This is a genomic window from Rothia sp. HMSC065G12 (assembly GCF_001811455.1).
In the GTDB taxonomy this organism is placed as follows: Bacteria; Actinomycetota; Actinomycetes; order Actinomycetales; family Micrococcaceae; genus Rothia; species Rothia dentocariosa.
The window spans coordinates 1-12,511 of record NZ_KV804796.1; the positions used below are offsets into that span (position 1 = coordinate 1).

At 55.5% G+C, this 12,511-nt stretch carries 13 protein-coding genes and 1 pseudogene; 1 reads left to right on the forward strand and 13 read right to left on the reverse strand.

Features of this window, described 5'->3' with window-relative positions:
- Positions 1–109 precede the first annotated feature (109 nt).
- Positions 110–508 (reverse strand): thiol-disulfide oxidoreductase DCC family protein, encoded by a 399-nt coding sequence (locus tag HMPREF2804_RS00675; protein ID WP_070450620.1) that lies wholly within the window; start codon positions 506–508, stop codon positions 110–112.
- 126 nt (positions 509–634) lie between these two features.
- On the opposite strand from HMPREF2804_RS00675, the gene HMPREF2804_RS00680 reads away from it, so the two are divergent.
- Positions 635–1,351 (forward strand): metal-dependent transcriptional regulator, encoded by a 717-nt coding sequence (locus HMPREF2804_RS00680; RefSeq protein WP_048753287.1) that lies wholly within the window; start codon positions 635–637, stop codon positions 1,349–1,351.
- Between the two features lie 131 nt (positions 1,352–1,482).
- Here HMPREF2804_RS00680 and HMPREF2804_RS00685 read toward each other — a convergent pair whose 3' ends face one another.
- The 12 genes and pseudogenes from HMPREF2804_RS00685 to HMPREF2804_RS00735 form a co-directional block, all read right to left on the reverse strand.
- Positions 1,483–2,352: a metal ABC transporter permease gene (locus tag HMPREF2804_RS00685; RefSeq protein WP_070626909.1), complete on the reverse strand. Its 870-nt coding sequence runs from the start codon at positions 2,350–2,352 to the stop codon at positions 1,483–1,485.
- 1 nt (position 2,353) lies between these two features.
- Positions 2,354–3,130, reverse strand: a complete 777-nt coding sequence (locus HMPREF2804_RS00690) for a metal ABC transporter ATP-binding protein (protein WP_070626910.1) — start codon at positions 3,128–3,130, stop codon at positions 2,354–2,356.
- Between the two features lie 140 nt (positions 3,131–3,270).
- A complete protein-coding gene (locus HMPREF2804_RS00695; protein WP_070450707.1) occupies positions 3,271–4,167 on the reverse strand; it encodes a metal ABC transporter substrate-binding protein in 897 nt (298 codons plus the stop codon).
- 411 nt (positions 4,168–4,578) lie between these two features.
- Positions 4,579–4,785: a hypothetical protein gene (locus HMPREF2804_RS00700; protein ID WP_048755328.1), complete on the reverse strand. Its 207-nt coding sequence runs from the start codon at positions 4,783–4,785 to the stop codon at positions 4,579–4,581.
- Between the two features lie 23 nt (positions 4,786–4,808).
- Positions 4,809–5,018: a hypothetical protein gene (locus HMPREF2804_RS00705; protein WP_070626912.1), complete on the reverse strand. Its 210-nt coding sequence runs from the start codon at positions 5,016–5,018 to the stop codon at positions 4,809–4,811.
- Between the two features lie 54 nt (positions 5,019–5,072).
- The gene (locus HMPREF2804_RS00710; protein WP_070626914.1) at positions 5,073–5,558 is read right to left on the reverse strand and encodes a hypothetical protein; all 486 of its coding nucleotides are present in this window, start codon (positions 5,556–5,558) and stop codon (positions 5,073–5,075) included.
- A gap of 194 nt (positions 5,559–5,752) precedes the next feature.
- A complete protein-coding gene (locus HMPREF2804_RS00715) occupies positions 5,753–6,628 on the reverse strand; it encodes an alpha/beta fold hydrolase (RefSeq protein WP_070626916.1) in 876 nt (291 codons plus the stop codon).
- A 29-nt stretch (positions 6,629–6,657) separates the two neighbouring features.
- A complete protein-coding gene (locus tag HMPREF2804_RS00720; protein WP_070626986.1) occupies positions 6,658–7,461 on the reverse strand; it encodes an exodeoxyribonuclease III in 804 nt (267 codons plus the stop codon).
- Positions 7,462–7,748: 287 nt separating this feature from the next.
- Positions 7,749–8,735 (reverse strand): bile acid:sodium symporter family protein, encoded by a 987-nt coding sequence (locus HMPREF2804_RS00725; RefSeq protein ID WP_070626918.1) that lies wholly within the window; start codon positions 8,733–8,735, stop codon positions 7,749–7,751.
- Positions 8,736–8,834: 99 nt separating this feature from the next.
- Positions 8,835–10,439, reverse strand: coding sequence for a M48 family metallopeptidase (locus HMPREF2804_RS00730; protein WP_141750921.1), 1,605 nt, complete (start codon positions 10,437–10,439; stop codon positions 8,835–8,837).
- 276 nt (positions 10,440–10,715) lie between these two features.
- Positions 10,716–10,961, reverse strand: a pseudogene (locus tag HMPREF2804_RS10655) (transposase family protein); the annotation flags it as partial.
- A 92-nt stretch (positions 10,962–11,053) separates the two neighbouring features.
- Positions 11,054–11,290, reverse strand: a complete 237-nt coding sequence (locus HMPREF2804_RS00735; RefSeq protein WP_037236103.1) for a hypothetical protein — start codon at positions 11,288–11,290, stop codon at positions 11,054–11,056.
- Positions 11,291–12,511 lie beyond the last annotated feature (1,221 nt).

The following is a 12,511-nucleotide window of genomic DNA, read 5'->3' on the forward strand; positions in this document are numbered from 1 at the left end:
CCCGGCGGTACTCGACCTGCTCAACCGGCTGGATACACCATCGCCTCCGGCCATATAAAAGTACTTCTCAAATGCTGACTACAGGAATACTCCGCGAAATATTCGCGTTTTAGGCCGGTTTTACCGCGCACGAAGAGGTGCACCCCAAGCGAGAAGTAAGGCGAGAAATCTGTGCCCGGTGCCCCGCCACCAAACGGTACGCTCGGTGCGCGACGGGGCGCATCGGCGGGTTCAGCAGGAGAACCCCGGCGGCACGCAGGCACTTGCCGCGCAGCGTCGCATCCGAGCACGTGCGCAGGGTCAGGGCGATCGCATCCGAACCGTAGATGATCTGCCCGGCATCGTTAATGAACGGCAAAGCGTGGGCGAAACGGCGCGCATCCACGCGGTACTGCACAAGATTTTCGGGCGTTCCAGGCAAAATACGCGCCCTCGGTTCGAGGCGACGCAGCAGATTCGCGCTCGCGGTGCAGAAACCGCAGTCGGGGTCGTACAGAAGAACGCTCATGACCCCATCCTAACCGAGACTACCCGCGCGCGGGCAGATAGCAATTCGTTATCTTTTCGTCGAAATACTATCTGCTCGCAGTAAGAAAAGGCACACCCGAACCCGAACTTCGGTAAACTTATCCTTATGCCCTTGTCAGAACTATCTGTGAGCACCCAGAACTACCTCAAAGCCATCTGGTCACTTGAAGAGTGGACGGAAGCTCCCGCGACCGCATCCGCCCTAGCCGAACGTATGGGGCTGCGGGTTTCCTCGGTCTCAGACGGGCTCAAACGACTTGCGGCGGCCGATCTGATCGATCATCAGCGCTACGGCGCCATCGAACTCACTCCGCTGGGGCGCACCTATGCGGTCGCCATGATCCGCCGCCACCGCCTGATCGAAACTTTCCTGGTGGAAACTCTGGGCTACACCTGGGACCGTGTGCATGACGAAGCCGAGGTGCTCGAACATGCGGTATCTGATTTCATGATTGAGCGTATCGATGCGATTCTGGACCACCCTACGCGTGATCCGCACGGCGACCCTATCCCGGATGCGTCCGGGCGTATCTCATTCCCACACACCGTTCCGCTTACCCAGTGCGAGCCCGGCGAGCGCGTAATTTTGGAGCGGATCACCGATTCCGACCCGAAGCTGCTGCGCTATCTGCAGGATCACGGTTTTGTTCCCGGCGCGCGTTTACTTCTTGAAGAGGGCGCCCCCTTTTCGGAGGCGGTTAATGTGCGGGTTCTCGCGCACGCCAATCATTCTGATGCTCCTGCCGCTCAAAACCCGAATTCGAGCGCTATACCCTTAGGAACCGCCGCAGCGGCTGGGCTTTTCGTCTCTCGCTCGTCATAGCTTTGCCTCGGTAATTTTGCCTTGGGGCTCGGGTGTCGGATGCCTTATAAGGGTCAGTGGGTGGCGGCTTGCGCCCGGGAGAGCCTTGACCGCCGGGTGAACTCATGATCCCGCGCGAATCTGCCGCAAACCTAGGCTTCTGCCTGTTCTGCCGGGCGGCGTGCCGCGCGCATCCGTCCCAGAATTCCGTAGCGCGGGGCGAATATATACACGGTCAAGAAAATAATGCCCTGGGTAACGACCACGGCACCGCCGGGGGAAATATCCAGGTGGTAGCTGCTATAAAGCCCCACGAGTGTGCCCAGCATCGACACTCCGACCGATACCGCGAGCATTGGCGTGAAACGGTCGGTGAGCAGACGCGCGGTCGATCCAGGAATCACAAGCATGGCGACTACGAGCACAACTCCCACGATCTGCAGCGCCACCACGCTCGTGAGCGCCAGCATCACCAGAAGCAGCGCGCCAAGAGCCCTGGGGCGCAGCCCGATAGCGTGCGCGAACCCGCGGTCGAAGGCGTACAGAATAAAATCGCGGCGTTTAATAAGCAGGACACCCGCCACGATGACGGCGAGAATAGCTACCTGCCAGACATCCGGCCAGGATACGCCCAGCACGTTCCCGAAAAGAATATGGTTCAGGTCGGTGCTTGAGGGTGTCACTGAAACCAGTACGAGCCCGAGCGCGAAAAGAGTTGTGAAGACAATGCCGATAGCGGCGTCCTCACGCACGCGCCCGCTGCGCTGGACCGCGCCGATCAGGGTGACGGCAACGAGAGCGGCAATCACCGCTCCCACAGCAAAGGGGATGCCCGCAATATAGGCGAGCACCACGCCGGGCAGTACCGCGTGCGAGATCGCATCGCCCATGAGCGACCAGCCGAGCATCACGAGCCAGCAGGAAAGCAGCGCACAGACCACGGCGGCGATCACGGTAACGACCATGGCGCGCGTCATGAAGGGAAGGGTGAACGGTTCTACCAGGTAATCCAGAATGCTCATGCTATTCTTCCTCCTCACGCCGGGTCTGCTCATCGGATGCGCCGCTATCGACGCCCGCCTGAACCTGCATACCGAACGCCTGCACCAAATTTTCGGGGGCTAACACCGCCTGCGGGGTGTCGTGCATCAAAATCGTTTGACGCAGCAGCAGAGCATCGTCGGCAAAGGCGCGTAAGGACGCCAAATCATGGGTTGAAACCAGCACGGTGGCACCCTCGCTGCGCAACTGCTTCAACACCTGAATGAGCATGGATTCTGACCTTTTATCCACTCCGGCGAAGGGTTCATCAAGCAATAGAAGCCGTGCACCCTGCGCTATCGCCCGCGCCACGAATGCCCGCTTGCGCTGTCCGCCCGAGAGTGCCCCGATTTGACGATGCGCAAGCTCGGTCAGCTCTACGCGCTCTAGGGCGTGCTCGACCGCCTGCTTATCGGTGGCACGCAGCCGACGGGTGATGCCCAGCCCGCGGTACCGCCCCATCGCCACGACCTCACGCACCGAGACGGGAAAGCTCCAGTCTATTTCTTCGCTCTGCGGCACATAGCTGACAATGCCGTTTTTACGAGCAAGGTATGGTTCTTTGCCCGCGATCTCCACGGTTCCGGTATGCGCGGGGATAACGCCCATGATGGCTTTGAAGAGGGTCGATTTTCCCGAACCGTTCATGCCGATCAGTCCGCATATACTCCCGGTACCAAGCTCAAAAGTAGTCTCGTACAGGGCGCGCACGGTTCCATAATGGACGCCCAAATTTTCGACTTTCAGCAGTGTTTCCATAGGTTTTGTATCCGACAAAATTTCGTTCGCGTACTTCTTCTAAGCCCCGCTCGTCATCCGTGACGGTGGGATGCGCCCCTCACCACGAACCGGCAGGGGGGGCGCAGTATGCGGCGGCCTACTCTCCCGCCGCCGACCGGCTAAGATTGCTTGCCCGTCAGCCCCGCGACAATGGTGCGCGCATCGTGACGAATCATATCAAGATAGGTAGGGACTGGACCATTCGCCTCAGAGAGGGAATCGACATAAAGCACGCCGCCGAATTTGGCGCCGGTTGCATCCACGACCTGACGCATGGGATCATCCGAGACGGTAGACTCACAGAACACGGCGGGCACCTGGTTCTCGCGCACAAAATCAATGGTCGAGCTCAGCTGCGAGGGGGTTGCCTGCTGCTCAGAGTTCACCGCCCAAATGTATTTTTCCTTGAGACCGGCATCCGCCGCCAAGTAAGAGAAAGCACCTTCGCAGGTTACGAGCGCCCGCTGATTCTCGGGCAGAACGCTAACATCGCGCACCAGCTCATCCTGAACCTGCTGCAGCTGTTTCTTATAGTTTTCCCCATTGGTGCGGTAATCATCGGCATGGGCGGGGTCAAGCTTACTGAATTCGCGCACCATATTATCCACGTAAATCTGCACGTTCTTGGGGCTCATCCACGAATGTGGATTGGGTTTGCCAGCATAAGCGTCCTCAGCAATATTGATCGGCTGTACCCCCTCGCTCACGGTGGCGTGCGGGGCGTTAGAATCCTGCACGAACTTGGTAAACCAGCTTTCCAGGTTCAGCCCGTTATCGAGCACCAAATCGGCACGATGCGCCTTCTTAATATCGCTGGGAGTGGGTTCGTACTCGTGAATTTCGGTACCGGGTTTGGTCAGCGATTCGACATTCAGGTGATCACCTGCAACGTTTTTAGCGATGTCCGCCAGCACGGTGAAGGTGGTGAGCACAGTCTTCTTTTCTTCTTGCTTCCCCGCCGAAGTGCAGGCGCTGAGCAGAAGCACAAGAATACTAGCCAGGGCTATCCCCAGCATGAGAAAGCGGCGCGGATGTGCGGTACTTACAGTGTTAGTGTTCGCACCGTGACGGTGCGCAGTGAATACGGTTGTCATGATTTCGCTTTCTTATGCTACGGATGCATTACCCTGCTGACCTGTAGGAATCGCCTCCGACTCATTGAGGCTTCGTACCTAAATGTCGATCATCCTCGATAAACCGGCGCGAAACAGGATAATTCAACAATAGTTCGTCATGCCGAACTTTTCAACTGAGGCTACACGTGTTTAACCACACGCCCCGGCGAACCTTATTCGAAGTATGGGGATTCAGGCTATGATTTAGCGAACCAAGATGCGAGTTTGCTGCCTGAACCTACGCGTATAAAAATACCCGCACGATGCGCCCTTGAGCGGGCAATCGTGCGGGTCTACGTGTTCGGGATTCCGCTAAATATGGAACTTCTGGTAGAACCAGCGGCGTATTGGGTTCATCGCCTGAATGCGTTCCAACTCGGCAATACGAGCCTTCATACCTGCAATGGCTTCTTTGGCTTCATTAATCTCACGTTGGTTACGCTGCAAAAAATCTTTGCGCTCCTCGGGAGTAAACGACTTAACGTCGCGGCGCTCACCACGATAAAAAACGGTCGTCAATTTTCTCCCTCAGTACTTTCAGTTTATGAAGAAGAGCGCAGACCTAAACGCCCTAGCAACCTATTCCAGAAACCCTTCTTAGGTTCAGCTTTAAGGCGTTCACGTTCCTTCACCTGACGTTCAATATCTCGATAATTTTGTGCGATATAACCACGAAGAATCTCGTCTTGGTTTTCGACAGGACGTATAACATTCCCGCCGTCAGCCGCTTTACGAATACTTATGGCTGTCATAAGTAACTCCTTACATCCACTGCCCAGTAATATGCTACCTAGCATAAGGGTGTTCTAGCTATTATACCCTTGTTCTGGATCACGCACTTCATCCGATATAGGTGTATTTGGTGAAGTATCGTTATATACACTCGCTGGAATTACAATGCTGTCTTCCGGAACCTCTAGGGTCTTCTGAACAGCTTCCTGCAGGTCAGTAGCTATGGTCCGATCGACTGAAGGAAGCCATTTGGGCGGCTGCTCTCCATACCGATTAATAAGCAGCATCGCAAAAAGTTGCTCATATGGTTTTTCTGCATTACCAACATGTTCTGCCGCCCACTGCATCTGGTCACGAAAATCTGCACTCGCTGCTTCACGCATTCGGGCACGGTTAGTCCAGATTAAAATGCCAGCAGTTACCAATGCGCCTATAAGCGTCAGAAAACCAGCGCTGTCCCGAATAGTTTCTCGAAAGTTTTTCCACCAAGGATCATCTGAAGCCAGCATAACCAACAAGATGATCACGAGAAAAATACTGAGCAGTACCCCAATTACCACAAGAATAGTTCTATACCTGAATACTTGGTTCCTATTGAGCTGATTAATGCGCCACTCCCTCACTAACAGTAACTTCACCATAGCAGGGAGTGGTCGATGCATGTCGACCTCTTCGTCACGGCCTCACAGGGGCATACGGTTCGCCCGTCGAACAGTTTCGGTGCAGAATCCGGGGGAGGGGGAAGAGAGACGGGTTACCCGGCCAGCTCTCCCCGCAGGGCATTTGCCACCAATCCGGGCTGATCTAGCTGGCTGAATGCGTAGCTTTCCGGCACGGGAACCACGTGCGCATCCGGCATGCGGGTGGCTAAACGACGTGCATTCTCGATCGGGAACAGCTTCGTGGTATCGGCCCACAAAAACAGGGTTGGATGCTCAAACCGTTCCAAATCCCGCGCGGACTGCACCGTATATTTCGTAGAAATACCCTTCAGCACTTTCGCCAAATCACGGCGGACTCCAGCATTTTTCAACGGCGCAATAATGCTGTTCCACTCGGCGGCGTCAAGCTCACGTTTCACTAGCCATCCGAAGGCAATCGGCAGGCGGCGCACCCACCCCAGATGCAGGGCTGCTCGGAGTGCCTGCATGGTTCCGGGAATGTACGCCACATACTGCAGATAGCGTAACGGCAGGGGCAAGAAGTTTTTCTCAGTATCGCATGAGAGCAGCACTAGGCGCTTGAGTCCTGCGGGTTCCTGCACCGCCGCCAGCTGAGAAACCACTCCGCCGGTATCGCTGCCAATGAGGGTAAACCCGTGTGGGCATAGCTGTTCTGCCGCTTCGTTCACGGCCTGCGCCAGCTCGGCAACGTTGAGGGCTGCATCTTCTCGGGCGGGAATAGTGTGACTCCCCAAGGGAATATCGAGGGTTATACACCGAAAATCTTGTGAGAGATTCTGTATCACTTCGCCCCAGACATCCGAATTTGTCAGCAGCCCGTGCACAAACAACAGGGTCCTCTCGCCTGCGGCTTCACGGGGACCACCGTATTCACGCCAGCGAAGCTGACCGATTCGGGTTTCTGCGCTGCCCGTCGCCACCAGTTCAGGGGTAAGATTCCGGCTCATACTATCTCCTCACATCACACGCTGAGCTGCTAGTCAGCCAGCTCAATCACCACGGGGGTATGATCGCTCGCGCCGTCCCCCTCGCGCTCTTCCCTATCGATCCAGGCGTTTTCCACGCGGGCGGCGAGCGCCGGGGAGCACAACTGAAAGTCGATGCGCATCCCCTCATTCTTCGAGAACCGCCCGGCCTGGTAGTCCCAGTAGGTGTACTCGCCCTGGGTGTAGGGGCGCACCGGATCGACGAGCCCTTCATCATTGAGCAGGGCATAGAACGCCTCGCGTTCGGGGGCGGAAACGTGGGTGAGGTCGTTCTCACGGAAAAAGTCGATATCCCACACGTCGGTGTCTTCGGGCGCCACATTCCAGTCGCCGACGAGCGCAAACTGTGCGGCGGGGTCGGCGTGCAGCCAGCCGTTGACGTTGGTGCGCAGCTGGCGCATCCACTCCATTTTGTACGCCATATGAGGGTCGGTGAGCCCGCGCCCGTTCGGCACGTATAGACTCCAGATACGCACGCCGTTGCAGGTGGCACCGATGGCTCGCGCCTCCACCTCGGCAGAGTCACCGGGTTTTCCGAAGGCAGGTTGGTTCGGGAAGGCGCGTTCGACGCTGTCGAGCCCCACGCGGGATGCGATTGCTACCCCATTCCACTGGTTCAGCCCGTAATGCGCCACCTCGTACCCCAGGAATTCAAAGAGCTCAAAGGGGAAGGTTTCGTCCTTGGTTTTGGTTTCCTGTAGGGCGAGCACATCGACTTCGGTTTTATCGAGCCAGTCCTCGATGCGGTCGGCGCGGGCGCGAATGGAGTTCACGTTCCAGGTAGCAATCTTCATGTACACCAGCTTACCGTGTGCGCCCTGCCAGGTAACGGTGAAAGTGTCGTCGGTAAATGACTCGGATCTGACGAGCCGCGCACCACCCTTCCGAAGCGGGAGCGGAGAGTACTCTTTACACAGCATATTGGAAGAAACGGCTGTTTCTTCCAATATGCCCCTGTGCAAAGGCCTGTAAATGGAAAAATCCGCTATTTTTTCCATTTACCTCAAATACGCATGACCTAAGGAACGCAGCTTCTTAAAGCATCGACTCTTTCCCCGAGCGAGTAACCGGGGGCAGTTTCTTATGGCTGTTCTACGCTCGCCCGACCGACCACATCCAAGGCGGCGTAGCGGGCGGAGAGCCACGTGCACATCATGAGCTGCACCTGGTGGAACACCATGAGCGGCAGCATCAGCAGCCCGAGCGAGCCCGACCCGAAAATAATGATCGCCATGGGAAGGCCCGCCGCCAGCGACTTTTTCGACCCGCAGAACTGAATCGTGATGCGGTCCGCCCTGTTGAACTTCAGCCGCGCCGCCAGCCAATCGGTCAGCCACAGCATCAGAGCCACCATCAGAATTGTCACCACGATCAGCAGTACGATCTGCCACCAGGCAACGCGAGTCCAAATCCCCTGCACCACGGATGCCGAAAACGCCGAGTACACAATCATCATGACCGAGAACTTATCGAGCCATTTTGTGGTGGGTTTCTTCGCAAACTCGCCCACCCAACGGCGCGTGAGCTGCCCCAGCACGAACGGCAAAAACAGCTGAATCGCAATGTCGAGAAAGACGCTGCCCGAAATTTCGATGTGGTCGCTGTGCATTAGGAACATCGCTAACAGCGGGGTAGCCACCACCCCCACAATGCTTGACAGCGATGCGCTCACAATAGCGCCCGCCACGTTGCCGCCCGCGATAGAGGTAAACGCAATGGACGCCTGCACGGTAGAGGGCACGAGCGTGAGGAAAAGAATCCCCAGGTACAGCCCGTCGCCGAGCACAAACCTTAGGGGGAAAAGCGCCATCCCAAAGAGCGGAAAAATCACGAAAGTACAGGTCAGGATGAGGGCGTGCAGCCGCCAGTGTTTAAGCCCCGCGATCGCTTCGGATGTGGAAAGGCGCGCACCGTAGAGGTAAAACAGAAGCGCAACCGCGAACTTGGTACCGGTGCTAAACCAATCGGCGAAGGTACCACGCGCCGGAATGAGGATCGCAAGAATGACCGCGCAGATAAGCATGACGATCAGCGCGTCGGGTCGTTTTTTCGTGATTTTGGAGAGCACGTTCTTAATTAAAACGCGAGAAGCGGATTTTTGCCGATAAGGTGAGAAAATCCAACCTTTTCGGTGAAAAATCCGCTTCTCGCAGGTGAGAGTCAGAGGCTAGTCAGAGGTGTTATTCCCCTGCTGATCCTGCTGTTTAGACCATTTTTGCTCGGGCTTCTGGTCATCAGCGGGCTTTATCGGATGATTCAGCGCCACGCCAGGCTTCGTGGCGTCCTCGGGAGGCCCGGAATGCGGCTGCTCAGGCTGCGGGGGTTGAGGTTGCCCCTGATTCGCTTGATCAGGTGCGGGCTGGTCAGCATCAAATTGCCCCGAACCGGACTGCCATGGCGCCTGCTGGTTCGGCATCGGCTGCCCGTATCCCGGCTGACCGGGCGCTGGCTGCATCGGATAACCGTACCCTGGCGCATATCCTGGCACACCCTGGCTGGCGGCATACTGTTCCCAACGGGCGGCGTAGGCGGCACGGGCCGCGCGAGCCTGCGCATCCTCCCAACCGGCAAAGAGCGTTCCCTGAATCTTGGGGGCATCCTGCGGGGCCGGATATGTCTTAACGGTGTTAAGGTTGTAGTCCTCCCACGCCGGCTTCTGCTCGTCCATGAACCCGGTTGCCTGAATCGGGTCAGGCCACTGGGCTGGCGGTTCTTGCGAAGGTATCAGGGAAGGAGGCGCACTCGGCGGGTTAAACCGCGGCCGCCAGAACAGACGCCCCGGCTCGTGTCGGTTGCGCAGCGCATGGGCGCGCCAGGTCAGTACCGGGTGGGTTGAGATAAGGTTGATAAGCCAAATCGCGAAGCCCTGGTCGTTCACGGCGCGGTCGGCAAATTCGTCGAAATTCACCTGCTGATTCAGGTATTTACCGGCTGTGAGCACCTTGATCGCGCCGGGTCCGCCTTCGGGGCAGTATCGGTACCCAAAGTTATCGGCGGTGTATTCCTGTGCGCGTGAAAGGGCCTGCCCCACCACGGGAATCCGCATGAAGGTTTGTGTGAAGAGAAGGCGGAAGTACCCCACGTGACCGGCAGCGATATGCCCGACCTCATGCCCAATAATAAAGCGAAGCGCCTGAGGGTCACGGCTCTGACCGCCGACCTCGAAGAGGTCAGAGTTGATGGCAATAAACCGGCGGAAACCATGCCCGGAGGCAAAGGCGTTCAGCACACCATTACCGCTCACCACATAGGCATCGGGAACACGGCGCAAACCCGCCGCATAGGCGGCCTCGGCAACCATGGCGTAAGCCTCAGGAAACTGCGTCGGCGAAATACGAATGCCGCGCACGCGCTGCTGTGCGTAGAAGAGGGCACGGGCGATCAGGATAACCAGGGGTGCCAGAATCAGTAGCGTAATCGCTTGTTCCGCATAGTCGTTAAAGACGCGCTCCGCGTAGCTCATCGTCGAGTATCGAGACGATGACGTCCATTCCAGGTCGTTATATCGGTCACGGCTTACGATCGTCTCAATAAAGAAGATGAGCAGCCCCAAGTACACGGCAAGGGTTACCGCATAGGCCGCCACCAGCCAGGGAATCTCGCCGGGGTGGCGCAGGGCGTTGAGCATCTTATGGGGTATTAACGATTGGTATCCCCAAAATTTCGGTTGGGGAAGCGGGCTCTGCAGGGTCTGCCGCTTATCCTCGGGCAGCCACCCCTGGCTCACGTCATTCGGCAGTGGAGGTTCAGCACCGGGCGTATGCTGACTCATGCGGTCTCCAAATCTCTCTAAGTACGTACTAGTTCAACTCTACCGCGTATGCCCTTTGATGCGGTGAATACACGCATACTAAATCCGGGAGTGGTAAGTTGCAGCGGGAGCGTGTTCCCCGCTCCCGCTGCAAGTTATCGCTCCCGGAATCCTCTGTGGTGTTTATCAAGGGGAATCCAAGCAACTATTTCGTGAGGGTTATTCATTTGGGTGGTTTTGTATCCAGAAAAACAGTGCCCGCACCACCGAGAACACTCTCCGGTACGAGGTGAGGGGTCAGCGGAAGATACTAGAGAGTACCCGCCAACACTTGAAGTGTGCGATCACGCGTTCGATGACGACCCGGTGGTGATTGATGTGCCGGTTCAGGTGTTTCTCGTCGTCGGTGAGTTCTCCGCCGGGTAGTGTCTTCACCGGGGTGATCAGGTCTAGTCCTTGGTAGCCCTTATCGGCCAGAGTATCGTGCGGGTCTAAGAATCTGTCCAATCCGTGCCACCGGTACGCAAACGTGTCGTGGTGTGCCCCGGGTACGGGGTCGGTTTTGGTATTTCACCATCATACGTGGACAAGAGGTTAGGCGGTTGGGGTGTTACACCCCTAATGAATAACCCTCCTTAATCCTCCTTTGACCTATTGGCGTTACGTATAGTCTCGTGCGCTCGTGAGCTATCGGAGTTTTTACTGAAGAGAGCCCAGATAAGCGAAATGAGGCCGATTACTGCGAATACGAGACCGACTTTCGCGGGGTCTACTACACCCCATGAAATATTCTGCATGGTTAGCCAGGCTCCTCCGCCTACGAGAATTGAGATGATGCTCCAGAAAATTTCTTTCGATTTTTCGGTTTTCATGATGCCTACCTTCCTTATGAAAAAGCTTTCATTCCTTAAATATAGGGGTAAGGAAAACATTTGTATATTGTCCGTTTGTAGGAACGTCTACATCCGAACGGAGGAGCTGACCATTCCTATCTCAGAGATAACCTCTTCAACTAGGGGCTGAATTGCGTTTTGCCACTCAACCACGTTTGCTGTAGTGGGCAGGTCTCCCCGTAGTGGATATGAACTAGCATGCCCAGCAACCCACCACTTTTTGAATCCGTTAGCTCGTTTGGTCTGGGGGTCGACTGGAATCTTTTGATCACTACCCTTAACACCGATTGGGCAGGTGAACGGAAGTCCTGGATTTCCGACGAAGGCTCCATGTATGTCTCTCCCCTAGAATTTACACCTCGTATTCCTTACACAAAATCCTGATAATGTTTTCGCTATAAATAATTTACACACCGCAGGCAAAGAAAATATAAATATTACTGCACCTAGCAAGTATTTACCAGTCCACTATTTTTATCATAAAGAAAAAAGGATGCCGCCATGAAAAATCATGACGGCATCCAAACTATACACATAAAACACCCTATACACATGTGTACAGTTCTAGCACGGATTTAGAAGGCACCAATCCCTATAAGATACCTTCGTGTGCAACGAGTCCCTTCAAGAACCTGAAGGCTTACAGAAAGCTCAAACCCCTGTTATTCCGCGGAATTATACTCATGAAACGTACAAGGTTTCATGGGAGGAACATACCGCGAGGGTTTTTCACACCGGAGGCCGCGAACATACATGCCCAAAGTCCTGCGACCCCAATTTTCTGCACCTCGTTGTATATGTCATCTAAGTGAGTGATAGATGTGATATACCTGTGCCAGCTTTGATACAAAGAATGCCAGCATTTCCCCACACAACCACGAATAGAGAATGCACACTATTCTTTGTATCTATTAGTTCATCCGCACAAAGCATTCTGAACTAAAACAACTATAGCAAATTTTATGATTTTAAGTAATTTAAATAATAAATAAAATAATGCGTCAAATATTATTTAGATATAAAGTTCAACATTTCCTCGCCTTACGCTTACTCTTGATGCCCTGCCCCTAGAGTTTTTGTCGCCCAAAGCCGCGTCTGTGCCTTCGTGCCAGCCTTGTGCCCGGCGCCCTCCCGCCCATGCTAAAAGGCTCTTGAGCGTGAATAAAGCACGGAAAATCTCGCTTATTCACAGTCAAGAGC

Bases quoted from the DNA above. Each gene is read 5' to 3' on its own strand.
- HMPREF2804_RS00680 (WP_048753287.1), top strand. From the start codon at position 635: ATGCCCTTGTCAGAACTATCTGTGAGCACCCAGAACTACCTCAAAGCC.
- HMPREF2804_RS00685 (WP_070626909.1), bottom strand. From the start codon at position 2,352: ATGAGCATTCTGGATTACCTGGTAGAACCGTTCACCCTTCCCTTCATG.
- HMPREF2804_RS00720 (WP_070626986.1), bottom strand. From the start codon at position 7,461: ATGAAGATTGCTACCTGGAACGTGAACTCCATTCGCGCCCGCGCCGAC.
- HMPREF2804_RS00735 (WP_037236103.1), bottom strand. From the start codon at position 11,290: ATGAAAACCGAAAAATCGAAAGAAATTTTCTGGAGCATCATCTCAATT.
- HMPREF2804_RS00690 (WP_070626910.1), bottom strand. From the start codon at position 3,130: ATGGAAACACTGCTGAAAGTCGAAAATTTGGGCGTCCATTATGGAACC.
- HMPREF2804_RS00715 (WP_070626916.1), bottom strand. From the start codon at position 6,628: ATGAGCCGGAATCTTACCCCTGAACTGGTGGCGACGGGCAGCGCAGAA.
- HMPREF2804_RS00730 (WP_141750921.1), bottom strand. From the start codon at position 10,439: ATGAGTCAGCATACGCCCGGTGCTGAACCTCCACTGCCGAATGACGTG.
- HMPREF2804_RS00705 (WP_070626912.1), bottom strand. From the start codon at position 5,018: ATGACAGCCATAAGTATTCGTAAAGCGGCTGACGGCGGGAATGTTATA.
- HMPREF2804_RS00695 (WP_070450707.1), bottom strand. From the start codon at position 4,167: ATGCTGGGGATAGCCCTGGCTAGTATTCTTGTGCTTCTGCTCAGCGCC.
- HMPREF2804_RS00675 (WP_070450620.1), bottom strand. From the start codon at position 508: ATGAGCGTTCTTCTGTACGACCCCGACTGCGGTTTCTGCACCGCGAGC.